This window comes from Stenotrophomonas sp. FR010 (genome assembly GCF_047520755.2).
Lineage (GTDB): Bacteria > Pseudomonadota > Gammaproteobacteria > Xanthomonadales > Xanthomonadaceae > Stenotrophomonas > Stenotrophomonas sepilia.
In genome coordinates this window covers 287,179-311,016 of sequence record NZ_JAXBQT020000001.1, presented here as the reverse complement: position 1 = coordinate 311,016, position 23,838 = coordinate 287,179, and the positions used below count along the sequence as shown (strand labels likewise).

The following is a 23,838-nucleotide window of genomic DNA, read 5'->3' as shown; positions in this document are numbered from 1 at the left end:
CCCATGGCAGAGCAAGCATCCTTCATCGACCGACTCTCCGCACGTTTCGCTGGTGCGAAGGTCATCGTGGTCGAACCCCGCGGCGAAGTGACGCTGGAAGTGCCTGCCGCCGAGTGGCACGCCACCGCCCTGGCGCTGCGTGACGAGTTTGGTTTCGAGCAGGCCGTGGATCTGTGCGGCGTCGACTACCTCGGTTATGGCTCCGACGAATGGGACACCGCCGATGTGTCCTCGCAGGGCTTCAGCCGAGGCGTCGAAGGCAAGGCCCAGGGCCGCTTCGCGTGGGGCGAGTTCCCCACCGAGGAAAACGGTGCCGACGGTGCCCGCCCGCAGCACATGCCGACCCAGCGCTTCGCCGTGGTCGCGCAGCTGCGTTCCTACCAGCACAACCTGATGATGCACCTGCGCTGCTTCGCCCCCGACGAAGCACTGCCGGTGGTGTCCTCGCTGACCAGCATCTGGCCGGGCCTGAACTGGTTCGAGCGCGAGGCGTTCGACCTGTACGGCGTGATCTTCGAAGGCCACCCGGACCTGCGCCGGATCCTGACCGACTACGGTTTCGTCGGCCATCCGTTCCGCAAGGACTTCCCGCTGATCGGCAATGTCGAAGTCCGCTACGACGAAGAGAAGAAGCGCGTGATCTACGAACCGGTCACCTCGGTGGAGCCGCGTGTCGGCGTGCCGCGCGTGATCCGCGACGACGCCCGTCTGCAGACCGCAGAAGGTGAGCGCGCGCAGGAGGCAGTGAAGTGAGCCACGTACACCAGGCCGGCGAAGCATTCGCCAGCAACGCCGCCGAGAGCCGGCAGGAAATCCGCAACTACACCATGAACTTCGGCCCGCAGCATCCGGCCGCTCACGGTGTGCTGCGCCTGATCCTGGAAATGGACGGTGAAACCATCATGCGCGCCGACCCGCACGTGGGTCTGCTGCACCGTGGTACCGAAAAGCTGGCCGAGTCCAAGCCGTTCAACCAGTCGATCGGCTACATGGATCGCCTGGATTACGTGTCGATGATGTGCAACGAGCACGCCTACGTGCGCGCGATCGAGACCCTGATGGGCATCGAGGCGCCGGAGCGTGCCCAGTACATCCGCACCATGTACGATGAAATCACCCGCATCCTCAACCACCTGATGTGGCTGGGCTCCAACGCGCTCGACCTGGGCGCGATGGCGGTGATGCTGTACGCCTTCCGCGAACGCGAAGAGCTGATGGACTGCTACGAAGCGGTTTCCGGCGCGCGCATGCACGCGGCGTACTACCGTCCGGGCGGTGTCTACCGCGACCTGCCGGACCACATGCCGAAGTACAAGGAATCGCGCTGGCACAAGGGCAAGGCGCTGAAGCAGCTCAATGCTTCGCGCGAGGGTTCGCTGCTGGACTTCCTGGAGAACTTCACCGTCGAGTTCCCCAAGCGCATCGACGAATACGAAACCCTGCTGACCGACAACCGCATCTGGAAGCAGCGTACCGTCGGCATCGGCGTGGTCACGCCCGAACTGGCCCACCAGTGGGGCATGACCGGCGTGATGCTGCGCGGTTCGGGCATTGCCTGGGACCTGCGCAAGAAGCGTCCGTACGCCAAGTACGATGCCGTCGATTTCGACATCCCGCTGGGCAAGGAAGGCGACTGCTACGACCGCTATCTGGTCCGCGTTGCCGAAATGCGCGAATCCAACCGCATCATCAAGCAGTGCGTGGCGTGGCTGAAGGCCAACCCGGGCCCGGTGATGGTGAAGAACTTCAAGGTCGCTCCGCCCAGGCGCGAGGACATGAAGGACGACATGGAAGCGCTGATCCACCACTTCAAGCTGTTCAGCGAAGGCTACTGCGTGCCGGCCGGCGAGACCTACTCGGCGGTGGAAGCCCCGAAGGGCGAATTCGGCTGCTACCTGGTCTCCGATGGCGCCAACAAGCCGTTCCGCGTGCACCTGCGTGCGCCGGGCTTCGCCCACCTGTCCTCGATCGATTCGGTCGTGCGCGGCCACATGCTGGCTGACGTGGTGGCGATGATCGGCACCTACGACCTGGTGTTCGGCGAGGTTGACCGGTAATGCCGTCCGCCACGCCAACGCCCGCTGCAGGCAGCCGGCGCAAGCCGGCGCCGCAGTTTCTGGAATTTCACGTTATGCATTTCGCTGAGGTCGGCCGATGAAGGCGACAGGTAATTTCGAGGCGGCGCGCGACGTCGACCCGATGGTGGTGCTGAGCGACAAGACCCGCGCTCACATCGATCACTGGCTGTCCAAGTTCCCGCCGGACCGCAAGCGCTCTGCCGTGCTGCAGGGCCTGCATGCGGCCCAGGAGCAGAACCAGGGCTGGCTGACCGACGAACTGATCGCCGGCGTGGCCAAGTACCTGGACCTGCCGCCGGTGTGGGCCTACGAGGTCGCCAGCTTCTACTCGATGTTCGAGACCGAGAAGGTGGGCCGTAACAACGTGGCCATCTGCACCAACATCAGCTGCTGGCTCAATGGCGCCGAGGACATCGTGCGCCATTGCGAGAAGAAGCTGGGCATCAAGCACGGTGAATCGACCCCTGACGGCCGCGTCTACCTCAAGCGCGAGGAAGAGTGCCTGGCCGGCTGCGGTGGCGCGCCGATGATGGTCATCAACGGTCACTACCATGAGCGTCTGACCCTGGAAAAGGTCGACGAGCTGCTGGACGGGCTGGAGTAAGGGCATGGCACATCACCACGAATCCAAGGGTCCGGTCGGCCCCGCGCCGCTGCCGCACCAGGTGGTCTATACCACCTTGCATTACGACACCCCGTGGTCGTACGAAAGCTACCTGAAGACCGGTGGCTACGCTGCCCTGCGCAAGATCCTCGAAGAGAAGATCCCCCCGGAGCAGGTCATCGAGATGGTCAAGGCCTCGGGCCTGCGCGGCCGCGGTGGCGCAGGCTTCCCGACCGGCCTGAAGTGGTCGTTCATGCCCAAGGGCAACATGCAGAAGTACATCCTCTGCAACTCGGACGAATCCGAGCCGGGCACCTGCAAGGATCGCGACATCCTGCGCTACAACCCGCATTCGGTGGTGGAAGGCATGGCGATCGCCTGCTACGCCACCGGTTCGACCGTGGGCTACAACTACCTGCGCGGTGAATTCCACCACGAGCCGTTCGAGCACTTCGAGCAGGCCCTGGCCGACGCCTATGCGAACGGCTGGCTGGGCAAGAACATCCTCGGCAGCGGCGTGGACATCGACATCTACGGTGCGCTGGGCGCCGGCGCGTACATCTGCGGCGAAGAAACCGCGCTGATGGAATCGCTGGAAGGCAAGAAGGGCCAGCCGCGCTACAAGCCGCCGTTCCCGGCCAACTTCGGCCTGTACGGCAAGCCGTCGACGATCAACAACACCGAAACCTACGGTTCGGTGCCGGCGATCATCCGCAACGGCCCGGAGTGGTTCAAGGGCCTGAGCCTGACCGCCAACGGCGGCCCGAAGTGCTTCTCGGTGTCCGGCTGCGTGCAGAACGGCGGCAACTTCGAAGTACCGCTGGGCACCACCTTCGACGACCTGCTGGAAATGGCCGGTGGCCTGCGCCCGGGCCGCAAGCTCAAGGGCGCGATCCCGGGCGGCGTGTCGATGCCGGTGCTGACCGCGGCCGAGCTGAAGGGCCTGCCGATGGACTACGACACCATCCGTGCGCTGGGCTCCGGCCTGGGCTCGGGTGCGATCGTCGTGCTCGACGACAGCGTCTGCTGCGTCAAGTTCGCCTGCCGCATCAGCCAGTTCTTCCACAAGGAATCCTGCGGCCAGTGCACCCCGTGCCGTGAAGGCACCGGCTGGATGCACCGCGTGCTGGAGCGCATCGTCGCCGGCAAGGCCACGATGGAAGACCTGCACCAGCTGAAGGCAGTGGCCGGGCAGATCGAAGGCCACACCATCTGTGCGTTCGGCGAAGCGGCTGCATGGCCCATCCAGGGCTTCCTGCGCCAGTTCTGGGGCGAGTTCGAGTACTACATCGTCAACGGTCATTCGATGGTTGACGGCAAGAAGGTGGAGGCAGCCGCTGCATGAGCGCGCAACCCGTAAATCCGAGCGTCCCACCCGATCACGTCACCATCGAGATCGATGGCAAGTCGCTGGTCGTGCCCAAGGGCTCGATGATCATCCAGGCGGCCGACAAGGCCGGCATTCCGATTCCGCGCTTCTGCTATCACGAGAAGCTGCCGATCGCCGCCAACTGCCGCATGTGCCTGGTGGACGTGGAGAAGTCGCCGAAGCCGGCGCCGGCCTGTGCCACCCCGGTGATGGACGGCATGAAGGTCGCCACCCGCAGCGAGAAGGCGCTGAAGTTCCAGCGCTCGGTGATGGAGTTCCTGCTCATCAACCACCCGCTGGACTGCCCGATCTGTGATCAGGGCGGCGAGTGCGAGCTGCAGGACGTGTCGCTGGGCTATGGCCGTTCGGTCAGCCGCTTCAACGAGCGCAAGCGTGTGGTGCCGGACGAGGACATGGGTCCGCTGGTTGCCACTGAGATGACCCGCTGCATCCAGTGCACCCGCTGCGTCCGCTTCACCGCCGACGTTGCCGGTACCTACGAACTGGGTGGCATGTACCGCGGTGAGAACCTGCAGATCGGTACCTTCGACGGCAAGCCGCTGACCACCGAGCTGTCCGGCAACGTCGTCGACGTCTGCCCGGTCGGCGCGCTGACCAACAAGGTGTTCCAGTTCCGCGCCCGCCCGTGGGAACTGACCGCGCGCGAGTCGCTGGGCTATCACGACGCGATGGGTTCGAACCTGTTCCTGCACGTGCGTCGCGGCGAAGTGCTGCGCACCGTGCCGCGCGACAACGAAGCCGTGAACGAGTGCTGGCTGTCCGACCGTGACCGCTACTCGCACCAGGGCCTGTACAGCGAAGACCGTGCGGTCAAGCCGCTGCGCAAGGTCAACGGCGAGTGGAAGGAAGTGAGCTGGGCCGAAGGCCTGGCCGCGGCCGCCGAAATCCTCAAGGCCAACCAGGGCGACAACCTGGGCGTGCTGGTGCACCCGTCGACCTCGAACGAGGAAGGCGCACTGCTGGCCCGCCTGGCCAAGGGCCTGGGCTCGGGCAACATCGACCACCGCATCAACAACCGCGATTTCTCCGACGCCGCAACCGCCGAAGTGTTCGGCCTGCCGCTGGCCGAGATCGAGGGCGCCGACCGCATCGTGGTCCTGGGCAGCAACATCCGCCACGAACTGCCGCTGCTGCACGCTCGCCTGCGCAAGGCGCAGACCACCAAGGGCGCGAAGATCCACGTCGTCAATCCGGTGGACTTCGACTTCGCCTTCAGTGTCGCCGGCAAGCAGATCGTTGCCCCGTCGAAGTTCGTCGACGCGCTGGCCAACGTCGAGCTGCGTTCGGCAGTGCAGGGCGGCAACAACACCGTGCTGATCGTTGGTGGCATCGCCGAGAACCACCCGCAGGCTGCCGCTATCCGCGCTGCCGCGCGTGACTTCGCTGCCGCTACCGGTGCCAAGCTGTGCCGCATCCCGCAGGGCGCCAACGCCGTTGGCCTGACCCGCGCCGGCGTGCTGCCGGCTGGCAAGGACGTCGCCGCGATGCTGGCGCAGCCGCGCCAGGCCTACGTGGTGTACGGCCTTGAGCCGGGCCTGGACTTCGCCGACGCCCCGGCCGCCCGCAAGGCGCTGGCCGGTGCCCAGGTGGTGGCCTTCAGCCAGTTCGCCTGCGCCTCGACCCGCGACGTTGCCGACGTGATCCTGCCGATCGGTGCGCTGCCGGAAATCGATGCCACCCTGACCAACCTCGATGGTCGCGAGCAGTCGGCCCGTGCCGGCGGCAAGCTGCCGGGCGAGGCCCGCGAAGGCTGGCGCGTGCTGCGCGCACTGGGCGGCGACATGGCCCTGGCCGGTTTCGACTTCACCGACCTGGCCGGCCTGCGTGCCAGCCTGGCCCCGGTGTCGGTCACCGTCGCTGCTTCGGCGCAGCCGGCAGTTGCCGGTGAAGGCCTGGAAGTGGCTTCGACCGCCGCGATCTACCGCACCGATGCGGTGGTCCGTCGCGCGCCGGCACTGCAGTCGCATCCGCTCAACAACGCCCCGCGCATCGTGCTGAACGCAGAAGATGCCGCTCGCCTGCAGCTGCAGGAAGGGCAGATGGCCAAGGTCGGCACCGACGCCGGCAAGGCCACCCTGCCGGTGGTGGTCGACGCCCGCGTCGCTGCGGGTTCGGTCTGGATTGAATCGGGCCACGGCGCGACCGCGCCGCTGGGTGCCGCTCGCGTATCGGTGGTGGCTGCATGAACGAATTGCTGTTGAACGCGGTCGACCCGCTGCACCAGTGGCTGCTGGGCCTCGGTGACATCGGCGCGCTGATCTGGATCATCCTGAAGATCCTGGTGATCGCCGTGCCGGTGATCATCTCGGTGGCCTTCTACGTGGTCTGGGAACGCAAGCTGATCGGCTGGATGCACGTCCGCCACGGCCCGATGTACGTGGGCATGGGCATCTTCCAGGCCTTCGCCGACGTCTTCAAGCTGCTGTTCAAGGAAGTGGTTCAGCCGAGCAGCGCCAACAAGGCGATCTATCTGCTGGCCCCGCTGATCACCCTGGCCCCGGCCTTCGCGGCCTGGTCGGTGGTGCCCTTCGATTCACAGATCGTGCTGTCCAATGCCAACGCCGGCCTGCTGTACCTGCTGGCGATGACCTCGCTGGGCATCTACGGCATCATCCTGGCCGGTTGGGCATCGAACTCGAAGTACGCGTTCCTGGGTGCCATGCGCGCCTCGGCGCAGATGATCAGCTACGAAATCGCCATGGGCTTCGCCCTGGTCGGCGTGATGATCGCCTCGGGCAGCCTGAACCTGAGCAACATCGTCGCTGCGCAGGCCGGCAGTTCCGGCTTCTTCGACTGGTTCCTGCTGCCGCTGTTCCCGCTGTTCGTCATCTACTGGGTGTCGGGCGTGGCTGAAACCAACCGCGCGCCGTTCGACGTGGTGGAAGGCGAATCGGAAATCGTTGCAGGCCACATGGTCGAGTACTCCGGCGGTGCGTTCGCCCTGTTCTTCCTGGCCGAATACGCGAACATGATCCTGATCAGCTTCCTGATCTCGATCTTCTTCCTCGGCGGCTGGCTGAGCCCGGTCCAGGGCTGGGTCGATTTCGGCAATGTCTCGCCGCTGGTCGACTGGATCTGGAAGGGCGGTGCACCGTGGTTGTTCGTCAAGGTGTTCTTCTTCGCCAGTGCCTACATCTGGTTCCGTGCCAGCTTCCCGCGCTTCCGCTATGACCAGATCATGCGCCTGGGCTGGAAGGTCTTCATCCCGCTGGCCATTCTGTGGATCGCGGTTACCGCCGTCATGGTGTTCTTCGGCGTGATTCAAAAGGGCGTCTAAGTGATGAACAGGATTACCCATTACTTCAAGAGCCTGCTGCTGCTCGAACTGCTGGCCGGCCTCTGGCTGACGCTGAAGTACAGCTTCAAGCCGAAGTACACGATGATGTACCCGATGGAGAAGTTCCCGCAGTCGCCGCGCTTCCGTGGCCTGCACGCCCTGCGCCGTTATCCCAACGGCGAAGAGCGCTGCATTGCCTGCAAGCTGTGTGAAGCGGTGTGCCCGGCGCTGGCCATCACCATCGACTCGGCCAAGCGCGAGGACGGCACCCGCCGCACCACCCGCTACGACATCGACCTGTTCAAGTGCATCTTCTGCGGCTTCTGCGAAGAAAGCTGCCCGGTGGACTCGATCGTCGAAACCCACATCCTCGAGTACCACTTCGAGAACCGTGGCGAAAACATCGTTACCAAGCCGCAGCTGCTGGCCCTTGGCGACCGTCTCGAGTCCGAGATCGCCGAGCGTCGTGCAGCCGATGCCGCTTACCGCTGAGGTCGAGAGATGGATTGGGTAAATATCGCTTTCTGGGTGTTCGCCATCGCGGCAACGGTTTCGGCCGGTGCGGTGATCAGCGTGCGCAACCCGGTTCACGCCGTGCTCTGCCTGGTGCTGACCTTCTTCTCCATTGCCTGCGTGTGGCTGCTGGTGGGCGCCGAGTTCCTCGGCGTGGCGCTGGTGCTGGTCTACGTTGGCGCGGTGATGGTGCTGTTCCTGTTCGTGGTGATGATGCTGGACATCGACCCCACCAAGCTGCGTGAGGGCTGGGTGCGCTACCTGCCGGTCGGCCTCATTGTCGCGGTGGCGATGCTGGCGCAGATGCTGATCCTGATCGGCGTCAAGGCACGCTCGGTCACGCCGTTCCCGGCCGACAACGCCGCTGCGGTCGCCGCCGACAGTTCCAACATCACCTGGCTGGCACGCACGCTGTTCACCGAGTACCTGCTGCCGTTCGAGTTCGCCGCCGTCATCCTGACCGTGGCCGTGGTTGCCGCCGTGATGCTGACCCTGCGCCGCCGTACCGGCGTCAAGAGCCAGAACCCGGGCGAGCAGACCATGGTCAAGGCCGGCCAGCGCCTGCGCATGGTCAAGATGGGTGCCGAAGCACCGGTCGTGCACAGCAACAGCAAGCCGGCCACCGGCGAGGAGACCCAGCCGTGATTACCCTTGGCCACATCCTTGCGCTTGGCGCGGTGCTGTTCGCCATCAGCCTGGCCGGCATCTTCCTCAACCGGAAGAACGTCATCGTCCTGCTGATGTCGATCGAACTGATGCTGCTGTCGGTGAACATCAACTTCGTCGGCTTCTCGCGCCAGCTGGGCGATCCGTCCGGCCAGCTGTTCGTGTTCTTCATCCTGACCGTCGCCGCCGCGGAAGCCGCCATCGGCCTGGCGATCCTGGTGACCCTGTTCCGTACCCGCCGCACGATCAATGTCGGCGAAGTCGATTCGTTGAAGGGCTGATCCACAGATGGAAATCACTCTCTCCAAGAGTCTGTTGATCGCAGTGGTGCTTGCGCCGCTGTTCGGCAGCATCATCGCCGGCCTGTTCGGTCGCCAGGTCAAGCGCTTCGGCGCGCAGACCATCACCATCCTCGGCGTCGCGGTGGCCTGCGGCCTGTCGATGTACACGCTCTACCAGCTGCTGTGGGGCGGCGCACAGCCGTTCAACCAGAACATCTACACGTTCTTCGAAGTCGGCCAGTACTCGGCCCACGTCGGCTTCATGGTCGACAAGCTGACCGCGATGATGATGGTGGTGGTGACCTTCGTGTCGCTGCTGGTCCACATCTACACGATCGGCTACATGCAGGACGATCCGGGCTACCAGCGGTTCTTCAGCTACATCTCGCTGTTCACCTTCTCGATGCTCACCCTGGTGATGAGCAACAACTTCCTGCAGCTGTTCTTCGGCTGGGAAGCGGTGGGCCTGGTGTCGTACCTGCTGATCGGCTTCTGGTTCAAGCGCCCGACCGCGATCTTCGCCAACATGAAGGCGTTCCTGGTCAACCGCGTCGGCGACTTCGGCTTCCTGCTCGGCATCGCCGGCGTGCTGTGGGTGTTCGGCACCCTGGACTACTCGCAGGTGTTCTCGCAGGCCGGCATGCTGGCTGATCCGCGCGCCCAGCTGCAGATCTGGGACGGCACGATCCTGGGCATGCAGCTGCTCAACGAGCCGGTGATCTGGTCGATCGCTACCGTCATCTGCATCTGCCTGTTCATTGGTGCCATGGGCAAGTCGGCCCAGGTCCCGCTGCACGTGTGGCTGCCCGACTCGATGGAAGGCCCGACCCCGATCTCGGCACTGATCCACGCCGCGACGATGGTGACCGCCGGTATCTTCATGGTCACCCGCATGTCGCCGCTGTTCGAGCTGTCGCAGACCGCGCTGAACTTCGTGCTGTTCATCGGTGCCACCACCGCGTTCTTCACCGGCCTGATCGGTATCGTGCAGAACGACATCAAGCGCGTGGTCGCGTACTCCACGCTGTCGCAGCTGGGCTACATGACGGTTGCACTGGGCGTGTCGGCCTACTCGGCAGCCGTGTTCCACCTGATGACCCACGCCTTCTTCAAGGCGCTGCTGTTCCTGGGTGCCGGCTCGGTCATCATTGCCATGCACCACGAGCAGGACATGCGCAAGATGGGTGGCCTGCGCAAGTACATGCCGATCACCTTCATCACCATGTGGATCGGTACGCTGGCACTGGTGGGTACGCCGTTCTTCTCCGGCTTCTACTCGAAGGACACCATCATCGAGGCCGCCGAGCTGCACGCGCACCTGTCCGACAACTGGGTGGCCACCTACGGCTACTGGGCAGTGCTGGGTGGCGTGATCGTCACCAGCTTCTACAGCTTCCGCCTGCTGTTCCTGACCTTCCACGGCAAGGAGCGTTTCCGCGACGTGCATCATGACGATCATGGTCACGGCCATGACGCTCACCACGCCGCCGACGCCCACCACGGCGATGCGCATCACGATGACCACGGCCATGGCCACGGTCCGCATGAGCCGCACGAAACCCCGTGGGTGGTGACCTTGCCGCTGATCCTGCTGGCCATCCCGTCGATCGCCATCGGTTTCTTCAGCATCGGTCCGATGCTGTACGGCACCGACTGGGCCGGCCACCATGCCCACGATGCCATCAAGGGCCAGGCGCATACGTTCTTCACCGGAATCGTCGACTTCTACGATCCGGCCAAGAACACCATCGGCTTCCTGGGTGAGGAGTTCCACGGCCCGGTCGCCTTCGCGCTGCACGGCATGATGGCTCCGGCGTTCATGCTGACCGTTGCGGGCTTCCTGCTGGCCGCACTGTTCTACCTGTGGAAGCCGGACCTGTCGGGCAAGGCACGCAAGGCCTTCGCTCCGCTGGTGTCGGTGCTGGAAAACAAGTACGGCTTCGACAAGCTGTGGATCGATGGCTTTGCCGGTGGCAGCGTCAAGCTGGGCAAGGTCTCGCGCTGGATCGACAGCAACATCGTCGACGGCGTGGTCAATCTCTCGGCACGTGTTGTGGACGTTGCAGCCGGCGTGCTGCGTCGTACCCAATCCGGTTTCCTCTATCACTACGCCTTCGCGATGATCATCGGCCTGATTGCCCTGCTGGGCGTGCTGATGCATTACCTGCGTTGATGACCTGTACGGAATAAGAAGACGTGTCGAACTGGCCTCTACTCAGTGTCCTCATCTGGCTGCCGATCATCGGTGGCGCCCTGATCCTTGCGATCCGTGATGCGCAGACCGCCCGCTGGGCGTCGCTGGGCGTAGCGGTGCTGACGTTCGTGGCGAGCCTCTCGCTGCTGAGCGGCTACAACGCGGGCATCGACGGTCTGCAGTTCGTCGAGACCCATGCCTGGATCCCGGCGTACAAGATCGGCTACAACCTGGGCGTGGACGGCATTGCCGTGGCGCTGATCCTGCTGACTACCCTGGTCAGCGTGCTTGCCCTGATCGGCGCCTGGAGCGCCATCGACAAGCGCGTGAACCAGTACGTGGCGGCTTTCCTGATCCTGGAAGGCGTCACGGTCGGTATCTTCGCGGCGACGGACGCGATGCTGTTCTACGTGTTCTTCGAGGCGATGCTGATCCCGATGTTCCTGATCATCGGTGTCTGGGGCGGCCCGCGTCGCATCTACGCTGCGCTGAAGTTCTTCCTGTACACCTTCCTCGGCTCGGTGCTGATGCTGGTGGCACTGATCTACCTGTACATGAAGGGCGGCAGCTTCCAGCTGGCCGACCTGTATGCACTGCCACTGTCGGCCAAGGAACAGACCTGGATCTTCTTCGCGTTCCTGATCGCCTTCGCGGTCAAGGTGCCGATGTTCCCGGTCCATACCTGGCTGCCGGACGCCCACGTGGAAGCGCCGACCGCCGGTTCGGTGATCCTGGCCGCCATCGCCCTGAAGATCGGTGGCTATGGCTTCCTGCGCTTCAACCTGCCGATCGTCCCGGACGCGTCGCAGGAATGGGCCTGGCTGGTGATTGCGCTGTCGTTGATCGCAGTGATCTACGTTGGCCTGGTCGCCCTGGTGCAGGACGACATGAAGAAGCTGATCGCCTATTCGTCGATCGCGCACATGGGCTTCGTCACCCTGGGCACCTTCATTGCCCTGTGGCTGGTCCGTGAAGCCGGCAACGCCGATGCCGCCCGCCTGGGCCTGCAGGGCGCCATGGTGCAGATGATCTCGCACGGCTTCGTCTCCGGCGCGATGTTCTCCTGTGTCGGCGTGCTGTACGACCGCATGCACAGCCGCCGCATCGCCGATTACGGCGGCGTGGTCAACGTGATGCCGTGGTTCGCCACCTTCGCCATGCTGTTCTTCATGGCCAACGCGGGCCTGCCCGGTACCAGCGGTTTCGTTGGCGAGTTCATGGTCATCCTGTCGGCCTTCCAGCGCAATCCGTGGATCGCGCTGGGCGCGGCCACCACCCTGATCATCGGCGCCGCCTACACCCTGTGGCTGTACAAGCGCATCTTCTTCGGTGAAGTGGCCAACAGCCATGTTGCCGAACTGAAGGACATCAACGGCCGCGAATGGCTGGTGCTGGGCGTGTTCGCCATCGGCGTGCTGGCCCTGGGCATCTATCCCAAGCCGCTGACCGACCTGATGGAGCCCTCGATCGCGAAGCTGGCGATGCAGATCGCATCCAGCAAGCTGCTGTAATTCCAGGATTTGATGATGACCACCTCGCCGCTGCTGCCATTGACCGCCGCTGACCTGCCACCGCTCGCTCCCGAGCTGGTGCTGATCGGCAGCGCCTTCGCCCTGATGATCCTCGACCTGTTCGTCAGCAACCGGAACAAGATCGTCACCCACCTGTTCTCGCTCGCTGCGCTGGCCGTGGTGCTGTTCATGCTGGTCACCGGCGTGGGCGGGCAGGGCGAGGTCTTCCATGGCATGTTCGTGCGCGATACCGCCGCGGACGTGATGAAGACCGGGATCGTGCTGCTCAGCGGCCTGACCCTGGTCTACGGCTGGCGTTACCTGCGTGACCGCAACCTGTTCCAGGGCGAGATCCCGGTGCTGATCCTGTTCGGCACCGCCGGCATGATGATCCTGGTGTCGGCCGGCAGCCTGCTGATGGTCTACCTGGGCCTGGAACTGCTGGCGCTGTGCTCCTACGCCCTGGTCGCCAGCAACCGCGAAAACGGCCTGGCCTCGGAAGCGGCGATGAAGTACATCGTGCTCGGCTCGCTGGCCTCTGGCCTGCTGCTGTACGGCATGTCGCTGATCTACGGCGCTACCGGCAGCCTGCACCTGGACGTCATCCGTGACGCCATCCCGCACTCGGAAGAGCGCGTGCTGCTGATCACCGGTGCGGTGTTCATGATCGCCGGCGTCGCCTTCAAGCTGGGTGCCGCACCGTTCCACATGTGGCTGCCGGACGTGTACCAGGGTGCCCCGGCACCGATCGCACTGTTCATCAGCTCGGCGCCGAAGCTGGCCGCCTTCGGCATGGCCTACCGCCTGCTGGAAATGGGCGTGGGTCCGCTGTCGACCGAACTGCAGCTGCTGATCGCCGGCCTGGCCGCAGTCTCGCTGGTCATCGGCAACCTGATGGCCATCGCGCAGAGCAATCTCAAGCGCATGCTGGCGTTCTCCACCGTCTCGCACATCGGCTTCCTGCTGATGGGCATCGCCGGTGGTGGCGCACAGGGCTATGCCGCTGCGCTGTTCTACGCATTGGCCTACGCCATCATGTCGACCGCCGCCTTCGGCGCGATCATCGCGCTGTCGCGTGCCGGTTTTGAAGCCGAGAACATCGAGGACTTCAAGGGCCTCAATGCCCGCAACCCGTGGATGGCCGGCCTGGTGCTGTGCATCATGGCGTCGCTGGCCGGCATCCCGCCGTTCCTGGGCTTCTGGACCAAGCTGGCGGTGCTGGGCGCGGCCGTCAACGGCGGCCTGCTGTGGCTGGCCATCCTGGGCGTGCTGTGCGCCGTGGTCGGCTGCTTCTACTACCTGCGCGTCATCAAGGTCATGTACTTCGATGAGCCGGTGGGCGAGGCCATGCCGCGCAACAACGACCGCGTGCTGGGTGTGGTGCTGGGTGTCAATGCCCTGGCGCTGCTGGCCTTGGGCCTGGCCTGGAACCCGATCATGGTCTGGTGCCAGCAGGCATTTGCGCATCTTGCATAAAAGTTGACACAAAGCTGCGCGATTCGTGTAATATGCGCAGCCTGAGTTGTCACTGCAGCGGTTCAGCCAGAACATCGTTGCGGTAGCCCCCCTCGAAAGAGCAGGGCAGCAGTTCAAACACTTCCGGTGCGGGGTGGAGCAGTCTGGCAGCTCGTCGGGCTCATAACCCGAAGGTCGCAGGTTCAAATCCTGCCCCCGCTACCAACTTCGGATCGGCGCCAACCGATTTGATGAATGAGGGGAAGCTTGCAGTTTTTGGAGCAACCGCTCATAATTCCGCTTCTGATGCGGGGTGGAGCAGTCTGGCAGCTCGTCGGGCTCATAACCCGAAGGTCGCAGGTTCAAATCCTGCCCCCGCTACCAAGTAGAGAAATCGCCTTCGAAGTGCTGCTTCGAGGGCGTTTTTCTTTGGGGTCTGCGTCGTTTCTGCGTGATCGGGGTCAGATCCCTTTTCCCGTGGAAAAGGGATCTGACCCCAGGTCCGCACCTTGCACCAGCGCGGTGCAGCCGCTATCATCAGCGGCCTAGCAGTACCCCTGAAGGCGGCCTCCCAGCGGGAGTCCGGACCCGGAAGGAGGGCCGCAACCGGCAGGCAATGCAGGTTGCAACCGGAATCCAGTCACCGGAGTCTTTCCGGAAAAGGGGCCCAACGGGCCCTTTGTCGTTTCCGGGGCGTCATGTTTCCACGCCGGCCAAGGCCGGCACCCAACCATAGAGATCAAGGCAGGCTGTGAGCGACAAGGCAACCGACATCGCGAATCTGCTCGCCCCGACCGTTGTGTCGCTGGGCCTGGAGCTGCTGGGCGTTGAGTATCTGCCGGCCCCCGGCGGTGCGACCCTGCGCCTTTACATCGACGTGCCGCTGGCTGAACAGCCCGAGCGCATCATCAATGTCGACGACTGCGAGCGGGTCAGCCGCGAAGTCTCGGCGCAGCTGGACGTCGAAGACCCGATCAGCGGCAATTACACGCTGGAAGTGTCCTCGCCGGGCGTGGACCGCCCGCTGTTCAACCTGGAGCAGTTCGGCCGCCACCAGGGTGAATCGGCCAAGGTCACGCTGAAGCTGCCGCAGTACAACCGTCGTCGCCTGCAGGGCCGCATCGAAGCGATCGACGAGGCCGCGGGCACCATCACCTTCATCGTCGACAAGGCTGAAGTGGTCGTGTCGGCCGACAACATCGACAAGGCACGGATCATGCCCGACTGGGTGGCGCTGGGGCTGGCCCCGAGCAAGCCGACCGGTCCGGCGCCGAAGCGTCCGAAGCCGAACACGAATTCTTCTTCCAACGAGCCGGCGGCAAAGAAGCCGCGCGCGGAGTGAGCCAATGAGCAAGGAACTGTTGCTGGTAGTCGACGCAGTCGCCAACGAGAAGGGCGTGCCGCGTGAAGTGATCTTCGATGCCATCGAGGCCGCCCTGGCCTCGGCAGCGAAGAAGCGCTATCCCGAGGAGGAAGTGCTGACCCGCGTGGTCATCGACCACAAGGATGGCAGCTACGAAACCTTCCGCCGCTGGGAAGTGGTGGCCGATGACGTGGTCATGGAATCGCCGGATCGCCAGATCCGCCTGATGGACGCCGTCGACGAGGCCGAAGGCGTCGAGGTCGGCGACTACATCGAAGAGCAGATCGAGAACCCGGACTTCGGCCGCATCGCTGCCCAGGCCGCCAAGCAGGTCATCGTCCAGCGCGTGCGCGAAGCCGAGCGCCAGCAGGTCGTGGATGCATGGAAGGATCGCGTGGGTGAGCTGATCACCGGTGTGGTCAAGCGCGCCGAGCGCGGCAACATCTACGTCGACCTCGGTGGCAATGCCGAAGGCTTCATTCCGAAGGACAAGGGCATTCCGCGCGACGTGCTGCGTGCCGGCGACCGCGTGCGCGGCTACCTGGCCGAAGTACGCTCGGAGCCGCGTGGCCCGCAGCTGTTCATCAGCCGCGCCGCGCCGGAGTTCATGATCGAGCTGTTCAAGCTGGAAGTGCCGGAAGTCGGCCAGGGCCTGGTGGAAATCAAGGCCTGCGCCCGCGATCCGGGCGACCGCGCCAAGATCGCCGTGCTGGCCCACGACCAGCGCACCGATCCGATCGGTGCCTGCATCGGCATGCGCGGTTCGCGCGTGCAGGCCGTGTCCAACGAGCTCAATGGCGAGCGCGTGGACATCGTGCTGTGGAACGACAACCCGGCCAACTTCGTCATCAACGCGATGGCTCCGGCCGAAGTGCAGTCGATCATCGTCGATGAGGACAAGCACTCGATGGACCTGGCCGTTGCCGAAGACCGCCTGGCCCAGGCGATCGGCAAGGGCGGCCAGAACGTGCGCCTGGCCAGCCGCCTGACCGGCTGGCAGCTCAACGTGATGACCCAGGACCAGGTCACTGCCAAGTCGGAGGCCGAGCAGGCTGCCGCCCGCCAGCTGTTCATGGACAAACTGGAAGTGGACGAGGAAATCGCCGGCATCCTGGTCAGCGAAGGCTTCGGCACCGTCGAGGAAATCGCATATGTCCCGGTCGGCGAACTGCTGGCCGTGGAAGGTTTCGACGAGGACATCGTCGAAGAGCTGCGCGCTCGTGCCCGCGATGCGCTGCTCAATGAGGCCCTGGCAGTCGAGGAAGGCCTTGAAGACGGCCAGCCGGCGCAGGACCTGCTGTCCCTGAAGGGCATGGACGAAGCCACCGCATATGCGCTGGCCGGCCACGGCGTGCGTACCAGCGAGGACCTGTCCGACCTGGCCGCCGACGAGGTCATGGACTTCGGCATCGAAGGACTGGATCAGGCGCGCGCCGCTGCGCTGATCCTGGCCGCCCGTGCCGAGGAGATCGCCCGACTGGAACGCGGCGAATGAGCCGGCAATGAACAGGGCCCTGAGCCGCTCAGGGCGTAGAATCCGCGCCACCTCCAGATGCGGGGGGGCGCCCACAAGATCATAGGATCCGAATGTCGCAGCAAACCACCATCCGCAAGCTTGCCGAACTGGTCAACACGCCGGTCGAAAAACTGCTGGAACAGCTGGCCGGTGCCGGCATGAAGTTCAGCGGTCCCGACCAGGTCGTGACCAGCTCCGAGAAGGTAAAGCTCCTGGGCTTCCTTCGTCGTTCGCACGGCAAGCCCGAGCAGGCCCCGGAAGAGACCGATCAGTCTGCAAAGAAGATCACGCTCAACCGCCGGAAGCAGCAGGAAGTGACGGTCAATTCCGGTCGCAGCAAGACGACCGTGAATGTCGAGGTGCGCCAGAAGCGTACCTACGTCAAGGATGGTGCTCGCGCCATGACGCCGGACGAAGAGCGCGCCGACATCCTGCGCAAGCTGGAAGAGTCGCGTGCGCGCAACCTCGCCGAACAGCAGGCCCTGGCCGAGAAGGATCGTCTGCGCGACGAGGCCATCGTCCGTGCCCGTGAGGAAGAGGCTGCCGCCAAGGAACGCGCCGAGGCCGAGAAGAAGGCCGCCGAGGAAGCTGCGGCTGCGGCCAAGGCGGCCGAGGCACTGGCCGCCAGCAAGCCCAAGCGTGCTCCGATCGACGAAACCGCGCCGCGCCCGCCGCGCGCCCCGGCCGCCGCCCCGGCTGCGCCGCGTGGTGCTCCGCCGCCGCCGCCGCGCAACGACGAGCGCAACAACCGCAGCGCGCCGCGCAACGAGCGTGGCCCGGGCGACCGCTTCGCCGGCCAGATGCACCTGTCGGCCGCCGACCGTGCGCGTCGTGGCAACAGCAACAACAGCAATTCGCGTGGACGTCCGGGTGGCCGCAACCAGACCGGTGGCCGTCGCGACATGTCGCGTGGTGGCAACAATGCCGGTCCGCACGCGTTCGAACGCCCGACCGCACCGGTCGTGCGTGAAGTCGCGATCGGCGAGACCATCACCGTGGCCGACCTGGCGCAGAAGCTCGCGCTGAAGGGCGGCGAGGTGGTGAAGGCGCTGTTCAAGATGGGCGTGATGGTGACCATCACCCAGTCCATCGACCACGACACCGCTGCGCTGGTGACCGAAGAACTCGGCCACAAGGCGATCCGTGCCAACGACAACGATGCCGAAGACGCGCTGCTGGCTTCGACCGGTGAAAACCAGGGCGAAGCCGTACAGCGCCCGCCGGTGGTCACCATCATGGGTCACGTGGACCACGGCAAGACCTCGCTGCTGGACTACATCCGCCGCACCAAGGTTGCCCACGGCGAAGCCGGCGGCATCACCCAGCATATCGGCGCCTACCACGTCGAGACGCCCAAGGGCGTCATCAGCTTCCTGGATACCCCGGGCCACGCCGCGTTCACCTCGATGCGTGCCCGCGGTGCCAAGCTGACCGACATCGTGGTGCTGGTGGTTGCTGCCGACGACGGCGTCATGCCGCAGACCAAGGAAGCGATCCAGCACGCCCGTTCGGCGGGTGTGCCGCTGATCGTGGCGATCAACAAGATCGACAAGTCCGGTGCCGACCCGATGCGGGTCAAGAACGAGCTGCTCTCCGAGCAGGTCGTGGCCGAAGAGTTCGGTGGTGACATCCAGATGGTGGAGATCTCGGCCAAGACCGGCCTGGGCATCGACGACCTGCTGGACGCGGTGTCGGTGCAGGCCGAACTGCTGGAACTGAAGGCCGTCGACGAAGGTCGCGCCTCGGGCGTGGTGATCGAATCGTCGCTGGACAAGGGCCGCGGCCCGGTCGCTACGGTGCTGGTGCAGCAGGGCCGCCTGAAGAAGGGCGACTACCTGGTGTGCGGTATCCAGTACGGCCGCGTGCGTGCGCTGTTCGACGAAACCGGCAAGCAGCCGGAGTTCGCCGGCCCGTCGATCCCGGTGCAGGTCCTGGGCCTGTCCGGTGTGCCGGAAGCCGGAGACGACTTCGTGGTGGTCGAGGACGAGCGCCTGGCCAAGGATGTTGCGCAGCAGCGTGAGACCAAGCGCCGTGAGTCGCGCCTGGTCGCCACCGCTGGCAGCCGCATGGAAGACATCATGGCGACCCTGGGCAAGGGCGAGGGCCAGCAGGTCCTCAACCTGGTCATCAAGGCCGACGTGCAGGGTTCGGTGCAGGCCCTGAGCCAGGCACTGGTCGCGCTGTCCAACGACGACATCCGCATCAACGTGATCCACTCCGGCGTCGGCGGCATCACCGAATCGGACGCCAACTCGGCGGCTGCTTCGAAGGCCACCGTCATCGGCTTCAACGTGCGTGCGGATGCTTCGGCCCGCCGCATCATTGAATCCAACGGCGTCGACCTGCGTTACTTCTCGATCATCTATGACGTGATCGATCAGGTGAAGCAGGTGGCATCCGGTCTGCTGGGCGTGGAGATCCGCGAAGAGATCATCGGTATCGCCGAGGTCCGCGACGTCTTCCGCAGCTCCAAGCTGGGCGCCGTTGCCGGCTCGATGGTCATCGAGGGCGTGGTCAAGCGCAACAAGCCGATCCGCGTGCTGCGCGACAGCGTGGTGATCTTCGAGGGCGAGCTGGAATCGCTGCGTCGCTTCAAGGAGAACGTCGAGGAAGTCCGCAACGGTACCGAATGCGGTATCGCGGTGAAGGCCTACAACGACGTCAAGCCAGGCGACCAGATCGAGTGCTTCGAGCGTATCGAAGTGCCGCGCACCCTGTAATGCTGCAAGGTGGCCCGACCAACGGTCGGGCCCTACCATGTACCTGTAGCGCCCGACCGTTGGTCGGGCGACAATCGAATCAAAGGTAGCGCCCGACCGTTGGTCGGGCGACAACTGAACCAAGAGCTGCTCGTGCCCAAGACTTTCCATCGAACCGACCGTGTCTCCGCCCAGCTGCGCCGTGAACTCGGCACCCTGGTGCACAACGCCGTGCGCGAGCACGGGTTGCCCTCGGTGAGCGTGTCCGACGTGGAAATCACCCGCGACATGGCCCATGCCAAGGTGTTCGTCACCGCCCTGATGCCGGAACGCTCGGCTGAAGCCGTGGCCGGCCTGAAGGAGCTGGGCTACCGCCTGCGCATGGACCTGGCCCGTGCGATGAAGCTGCGCCACGTGCCGGAGCTGCATTTCCACTACGACGATTCGGTCGACCGTGGTGAGCACATCGACAACATCCTGCGCGACCTGCCCGATACGCTGGCCGCGGAGAAGCGTCGCGAGAGCGACGAAGAATAAGCTAGCGCCGGGCCCATGCCCGGCGTCTTTCCATTCCGGCAACGCGATGCCTGTGCGGGCCGCGCCGCTGCAGCCGAGCATGGCTCGGCTCTACAACATCCTGTCATGACCCGATTTCAGTTCCGCCGCCTGGATGGCATCCTGCTGCTCGACAAGTCGACCGGCATGAGCTCCAACGCCGCCCTGCAGGGGGCGCGCCGCCTGTTCCGTGCCGAGAAGGGTGGCCACACCGGCAGCCTCGACCCGTTGGCCACCGGCCTGCTACCGCTATGCTTCGGCGAGGCGACCAAGATCGCCGGCCTGCTGCTGGGTTCGGCCAAGGCGTACGATGCCGAGATCGTGCTCGGCCAGACCACGGATACCGATGATGCCGAGGGCCAGGTGCTGCTGCAGCGTCCGGTGCCGGCGATCAGCGCCGAGGCCCTGCAGGCTGCGCTGGCTCCACTGACGGGGAACATCCGCCAGCGGGCGCCGATCTATTCGGCGCTGAAGCAGGGCGGTGAACCGCTGTATGTGAAGGCCCGCCGCGGCGAGGCCATCGAGGCCCCGGAGCGCGAGGTCCAGGTGCACGCCATCGAGGTACTCGAGCAGCAGCCGGAACGGCTGCGGCTGCGCGTGACCTGTGGCTCCGGCACCTACATCCGCAGCCTGGCACGCGACCTCGGCGAACGCCTGGGCTGCGGCGCCCATATCAGTGCGCTGCGCCGGCTGTGGGTCGAGCCGTTCCGTGAACCGGTGATGGTCACCCTGGACCAGCTGCGGGTGATGGCCGAGGCCGGCGACGAGGCGGGCATGGACGCGCTGCTGCTGCCGTTGGCGGCCGGCCTGGCCGAGTATCCGCGGGTCGACCTCGACGCCGCCCAGGCTCACCGTTTCTGCGTCGGCCAGCGCCAGCGTGACATGTCCTGGCCGCATGGCCTGGTGGCCGTGTTCGGTCCGGACGATGCTGTCCAAGGCCTGGGCCAGGTCGACGACAGTGGCCTGCTGGCCCCGCAGCGCCGTTTCAACCTCTGACCGGGCAGGGTGGTTCAGCCCCGGTCCTTGTCCCGGAAGCCCCTGGCCGTTACAATTTCGCGGCCGTTTTCCGGCAACCTGCCTCCCGCAGGTTTCATCCTCGTAGTCCACGGCGAGCCTGGCGGTGCGCGAAGCGCGTTCCTGCCGGCCACGCATCACAGAGAAAAAAGAAATGTCGATCGACACCCAGAAGGTCATTGAAGACAACAAGCGCAGCGCCGCTGACACCGGCTCCCCGGAAGTCCAGGTTGCCCTGCTGACCGCCCGCATCGAACTGCTGACCGGCCACTTCAAGACCCACAAGAAGGATCACCACAGCCGCCGCGGCCTGCTGCAGATGGTCAACCGCCGTCGCAGCCTGCTCGACTACCTGAAGAAGAAGGACGTCGAGCGTTACAAGGCCCTGATCGAAAAGCTTGGCCTGCGTCGCTAAGCAACGAATCCCCCGCGGCGCAGCGATGCGCCGCGGTTTTGTTTTGTAGCACCGCAATCCCCGATTCAGGCCGGAACGATCCGGCCACCCGCTGGCGGCAAGGGTCGCCGACGGTCCAAATTCGCAGACAGCATCCCCAAGGACACCCTCCGTGGCAAAAATCACCAAAACCTTCCAGTACGGCAAGCACACCGTCACGCTTGAGACCGGCGAAGTCGCCCGCCAGGCCAGCGGTGCGGTCATCGTCAAGATGGACGACACCGTACTGCTGGTCACCGCCGTCGCCGCCAAGAGCGCGCGCGAAGGCCAGGACTTCTTCCCGCTGACCGTCGATTATCAGGAAAAGTTCTACGCCGGCGGCCGCATCCCGGGTGGTTTCTTCAAGCGTGAAGGCCGTGCAACCGAGAAGGAAACGCTGATCTCGCGTCTGATCGACCGTCCGATCCGTCCGCTGTTCCCGGAAGACTACAAGAACGAAGTGCAGATCATCGCCACGGTCATGTCGCTGAACCCGGACGTGGACGGCGACATCCCGGCCCTGATCGGCGCCTCGGCTGCCCTGGCCCTGGCCGGCACCCCGTTCATGGGCCCGATCGGCGCTGCCAAGGTCGGCTACAAGAACGGCGAGTACATCCTGAACCCGACCGTCAGCGAACTGGCTGACTCGCAGCTGGAGCTGGTTGTCGCCGGTACCTCCAACGCCGTGCTGATGGTCGAATCCGAAGCCGCGCTGCTGTCCGAGGAAGTGATGCTGGGCGCCGTGACTTTCGGTCACCGCGAAATGCAGAAGGTCATCAACGCGATCAACGAGCTGACCGTCGAAGCTGGCACCAAGCCGTCGACCTGGGAAGCCCCGGCCAAGAACGACGCGCTGATCTCCGCCCTGAAGGAAGCCATCGGCCCGCGCCTGGGCGAAGCCTTCCAGGTGCGTGACAAGCTGCAGCGCCGTGACGCCATCTCGGCGATCAAGAAGGACGTGTTCGAAGCCCTGGCCGGCCGTGTGGCCGCCGAAGGCTGGAACCCGGCCGAGCTGTCGAAGGAATTCGGCGAACTGGAATACCGCACCATGCGTGACTCGGTGCTGGACACCAAGGTCCGCATCGACGGCCGTGCGCTGGACACCGTCCGCCCGATCACCGTGAAGACCGGCGTGCTGCCGCGTACCCACGGCTCCTCGCTGTTCACCCGTGGCGAAACCCAGGCCATCGTGACCATCACGCTGGGCACCGCCCGTGACGGCCAGGTCATCGACGCCGTTGCCGGTGAGTACAAGGAAAACTTCCTGTTCCACTACAACTTCCCTCCGTTCTCGGTGGGTGAGTGCGGCCGCATGATGGGCCCGAAGCGCCGCGAAATCGGCCACGGTCGTCTGGCCAAGCGCGGCGTGCTGGCTGTCATGCCGTCGCTGGAAGCCTTCCCGTACACCATCCGCGTCGTCTCGGAAATCACCGAGTCGAACGGTTCTTCGTCGATGGCGTCGGTCTGCGGCTCGTCGCTGGCCCTGATGGACGCCGGCGTGCCGGTGAAGGCACCGGTGGCCGGTATTGCCATGGGCCTGGTCAAGGAAGGCGACCGTTTCGTGGTCCTGTCCGACATCCTGGGTGACGAAGATCACCTGGGCGACATGGACTTCAAGGTGGCCGGTACCGCTGAGGGCATCTCCGCCCTGCAGATGGACATCAAGATCGAAGGCATCACCGAAGAGATCATGAAGCAGGCCCTGCAGCAGGCCAAGGCTGGCCGTCTGCACATCCTGGGTGAAATGGCCCACGGCCTGACCGCTCCGCGTGAGGAGCTGTCGGACTACGCGCCGCGCCTGCTGACCATCAAGATCCACCCGGACAAGATCCGCGAAGTGATCGGCAAGGGTGGCTCGACCATCCAGGCCATCACCAAGGAAACCGGCACCCAGATCGACATCCAGGACGACGGCACCATCGTCATCGCGTCGGTCAACGCCATCGCTGCCCAGGCTGCCAAGGCCCGCATCGAGCAGATCACCTCGGACGTCGAGCCGGGCCGCATCTACGAAGGCAAGGTCGCCAAGATCATGGACTTCGGTGCGTTCGTCACCATCCTGCCGGGCAAGGACGGCCTGGTCCACGTGTCGCAGATCTCCAGCGAGCGCGTCGAGAAGGTCGGCGACAAGCTGAAGGAAGGCGATGTGGTCAAGGTCAAGGTGCTGGAAGTCGACAAGCAGGGCCGTATCCGCCTGTCGATGAAGGCCGTCGAAGAAGGCGAAGGCGCCTGCGCCGAATAATCGGTACTGCTGATCGTGCGGTGGGTGAGGACCGTTGGTCCTCACGC

Annotated in this window: 19 protein-coding genes and 2 tRNA genes; all 21 read left to right on the top strand. The window is 64.9% G+C overall.

Features of this window, described 5'->3' with window-relative positions:
- Positions 1 to 3 precede the first annotated feature (3 nt).
- The 21 genes from ACM0PK_RS01475 to pnp all read left to right on the top strand — a co-directional run bounded on the left by ACM0PK_RS01475 (position 4) and on the right by pnp (position 23,791).
- A complete protein-coding gene (locus tag ACM0PK_RS01475; RefSeq protein ID WP_010486428.1) occupies positions 4 to 753 on the top strand; it encodes an NADH-quinone oxidoreductase subunit C in 750 nt (249 codons plus the stop codon).
- Positions 750 to 2,057, top strand: coding sequence for an NADH-quinone oxidoreductase subunit D (locus ACM0PK_RS01470; protein ID WP_005417935.1), 1,308 nt, complete (start codon positions 750 to 752; stop codon positions 2,055 to 2,057). The genes ACM0PK_RS01475 and ACM0PK_RS01470 overlap by 4 nt, the downstream gene beginning before the upstream one ends.
- A 97-nt stretch (positions 2,058 to 2,154) precedes the next feature.
- Positions 2,155 to 2,682, top strand: coding sequence for an NADH-quinone oxidoreductase subunit NuoE (gene nuoE, locus ACM0PK_RS01465; RefSeq protein ID WP_005410460.1), 528 nt, complete (start codon positions 2,155 to 2,157; stop codon positions 2,680 to 2,682).
- Positions 2,683 to 2,686: 4 nt separating this feature from the next.
- Positions 2,687 to 4,027 carry an NADH-quinone oxidoreductase subunit NuoF gene (gene nuoF, locus ACM0PK_RS01460; protein WP_329842396.1) on the top strand — a complete coding sequence of 447 codons (1,341 nt, stop codon included), beginning with the start codon at positions 2,687 to 2,689 and terminating at the stop codon, positions 4,025 to 4,027.
- Positions 4,024 to 6,258 carry an NADH-quinone oxidoreductase subunit NuoG gene (nuoG, locus tag ACM0PK_RS01455; RefSeq protein WP_111200648.1) on the top strand — a complete coding sequence of 745 codons (2,235 nt, stop codon included), beginning with the start codon at positions 4,024 to 4,026 and terminating at the stop codon, positions 6,256 to 6,258. The genes nuoF and nuoG overlap by 4 nt, the downstream gene beginning before the upstream one ends.
- Positions 6,255 to 7,349, top strand: a complete 1,095-nt coding sequence (nuoH, locus tag ACM0PK_RS01450) for an NADH-quinone oxidoreductase subunit NuoH (RefSeq protein WP_065186670.1) — start codon at positions 6,255 to 6,257, stop codon at positions 7,347 to 7,349. Before nuoG ends, nuoH begins: the two co-directional genes overlap by 4 nt.
- 3 nt (positions 7,350 to 7,352) lie before the next feature.
- A complete protein-coding gene (nuoI, locus tag ACM0PK_RS01445) occupies positions 7,353 to 7,841 on the top strand; it encodes an NADH-quinone oxidoreductase subunit NuoI (protein ID WP_005417924.1) in 489 nt (162 codons plus the stop codon).
- A gap of 9 nt (positions 7,842 to 7,850) precedes the next feature.
- The gene (locus ACM0PK_RS01440; RefSeq protein WP_005417923.1) at positions 7,851 to 8,507 is read left to right on the top strand and encodes an NADH-quinone oxidoreductase subunit J; all 657 of its coding nucleotides are present in this window, start codon (positions 7,851 to 7,853) and stop codon (positions 8,505 to 8,507) included.
- Positions 8,504 to 8,809: an NADH-quinone oxidoreductase subunit NuoK gene (gene nuoK, locus ACM0PK_RS01435; protein ID WP_005417921.1), complete on the top strand. Its 306-nt coding sequence runs from the start codon at positions 8,504 to 8,506 to the stop codon at positions 8,807 to 8,809. Before ACM0PK_RS01440 ends, nuoK begins: the two co-directional genes overlap by 4 nt.
- Before the next feature lie 7 nt (positions 8,810 to 8,816).
- A complete protein-coding gene (gene nuoL, locus ACM0PK_RS01430) occupies positions 8,817 to 10,982 on the top strand; it encodes an NADH-quinone oxidoreductase subunit L (protein WP_005417918.1) in 2,166 nt (721 codons plus the stop codon).
- A gap of 23 nt (positions 10,983 to 11,005) precedes the next feature.
- Complete coding sequence (locus ACM0PK_RS01425) at positions 11,006 to 12,514, top strand: NADH-quinone oxidoreductase subunit M (protein ID WP_005410452.1); 1,509 nt, start codon at positions 11,006 to 11,008, stop codon at positions 12,512 to 12,514.
- Positions 12,515 to 12,529: 15 nt separating this feature from the next.
- Positions 12,530 to 13,990 carry an NADH-quinone oxidoreductase subunit NuoN gene (nuoN, locus tag ACM0PK_RS01420; RefSeq protein WP_065179770.1) on the top strand — a complete coding sequence of 487 codons (1,461 nt, stop codon included), beginning with the start codon at positions 12,530 to 12,532 and terminating at the stop codon, positions 13,988 to 13,990.
- 127 nt (positions 13,991 to 14,117) lie between these two features.
- A tRNA-Met gene (locus ACM0PK_RS01415) sits at positions 14,118 to 14,194 on the top strand.
- A gap of 82 nt (positions 14,195 to 14,276) precedes the next feature.
- Positions 14,277 to 14,353, top strand: a tRNA-Met gene (locus tag ACM0PK_RS01410).
- Between the two features lie 367 nt (positions 14,354 to 14,720).
- On the top strand, positions 14,721 to 15,311 hold the full coding sequence (gene rimP, locus ACM0PK_RS01405) for a ribosome maturation factor RimP (protein WP_414607916.1): 591 nt from the start codon (positions 14,721 to 14,723) through the stop codon (positions 15,309 to 15,311).
- A 4-nt stretch (positions 15,312 to 15,315) separates the two neighbouring features.
- Positions 15,316 to 16,827, top strand: coding sequence for a transcription termination factor NusA (gene nusA, locus ACM0PK_RS01400; protein WP_005417911.1), 1,512 nt, complete (start codon positions 15,316 to 15,318; stop codon positions 16,825 to 16,827).
- 92 nt (positions 16,828 to 16,919) lie between these two features.
- Positions 16,920 to 19,568 carry a translation initiation factor IF-2 gene (gene infB / locus ACM0PK_RS01395; RefSeq protein WP_414607915.1) on the top strand — a complete coding sequence of 883 codons (2,649 nt, stop codon included), beginning with the start codon at positions 16,920 to 16,922 and terminating at the stop codon, positions 19,566 to 19,568.
- A 132-nt stretch (positions 19,569 to 19,700) separates the two neighbouring features.
- Positions 19,701 to 20,084: a 30S ribosome-binding factor RbfA gene (gene rbfA, locus ACM0PK_RS01390; protein ID WP_005410447.1), complete on the top strand. Its 384-nt coding sequence runs from the start codon at positions 19,701 to 19,703 to the stop codon at positions 20,082 to 20,084.
- A gap of 105 nt (positions 20,085 to 20,189) precedes the next feature.
- Complete coding sequence (gene truB / locus ACM0PK_RS01385; RefSeq protein WP_414607914.1) at positions 20,190 to 21,098, top strand: tRNA pseudouridine(55) synthase TruB; 909 nt, start codon at positions 20,190 to 20,192, stop codon at positions 21,096 to 21,098.
- Positions 21,099 to 21,270: 172 nt separating this feature from the next.
- Positions 21,271 to 21,531 (top strand): 30S ribosomal protein S15, encoded by a 261-nt coding sequence (gene rpsO, locus ACM0PK_RS01380; RefSeq protein WP_005417886.1) that lies wholly within the window; start codon positions 21,271 to 21,273, stop codon positions 21,529 to 21,531.
- Between the two features lie 151 nt (positions 21,532 to 21,682).
- The gene (gene pnp / locus ACM0PK_RS01375) at positions 21,683 to 23,791 is read left to right on the top strand and encodes a polyribonucleotide nucleotidyltransferase (protein WP_414607913.1); all 2,109 of its coding nucleotides are present in this window, start codon (positions 21,683 to 21,685) and stop codon (positions 23,789 to 23,791) included.
- Positions 23,792 to 23,838 lie beyond the last annotated feature (47 nt).

What these genes read in the sequence shown, in the direction of transcription:
- rpsO (WP_005417886.1), top strand. Translation starts at nt 21,271, where the DNA reads ATGTCGATCGACACCCAGAAGGTCATTGAAGACAACAAGCGCAGCGCC.
- ACM0PK_RS01475 (WP_010486428.1), top strand. Translation starts at nt 4, where the DNA reads ATGGCAGAGCAAGCATCCTTCATCGACCGACTCTCCGCACGTTTCGCT.
- infB (WP_414607915.1), top strand. Translation starts at nt 16,920, where the DNA reads ATGTCGCAGCAAACCACCATCCGCAAGCTTGCCGAACTGGTCAACACG.
- nuoN (WP_065179770.1), top strand. Translation starts at nt 12,530, where the DNA reads ATGACCACCTCGCCGCTGCTGCCATTGACCGCCGCTGACCTGCCACCG.
- nuoL (WP_005417918.1), top strand. Translation starts at nt 8,817, where the DNA reads ATGGAAATCACTCTCTCCAAGAGTCTGTTGATCGCAGTGGTGCTTGCG.
- nuoG (WP_111200648.1), top strand. Translation starts at nt 4,024, where the DNA reads ATGAGCGCGCAACCCGTAAATCCGAGCGTCCCACCCGATCACGTCACC.
- ACM0PK_RS01440 (WP_005417923.1), top strand. Translation starts at nt 7,851, where the DNA reads ATGGATTGGGTAAATATCGCTTTCTGGGTGTTCGCCATCGCGGCAACG.
- truB (WP_414607914.1), top strand. Translation starts at nt 20,190, where the DNA reads ATGACCCGATTTCAGTTCCGCCGCCTGGATGGCATCCTGCTGCTCGAC.
- nuoF (WP_329842396.1), top strand. Translation starts at nt 2,687, where the DNA reads ATGGCACATCACCACGAATCCAAGGGTCCGGTCGGCCCCGCGCCGCTG.
- nuoE (WP_005410460.1), top strand. Translation starts at nt 2,155, where the DNA reads ATGAAGGCGACAGGTAATTTCGAGGCGGCGCGCGACGTCGACCCGATG.
- nuoI (WP_005417924.1), top strand. Translation starts at nt 7,353, where the DNA reads ATGAACAGGATTACCCATTACTTCAAGAGCCTGCTGCTGCTCGAACTG.
- nusA (WP_005417911.1), top strand. Translation starts at nt 15,316, where the DNA reads ATGAGCAAGGAACTGTTGCTGGTAGTCGACGCAGTCGCCAACGAGAAG.
- nuoH (WP_065186670.1), top strand. Translation starts at nt 6,255, where the DNA reads ATGAACGAATTGCTGTTGAACGCGGTCGACCCGCTGCACCAGTGGCTG.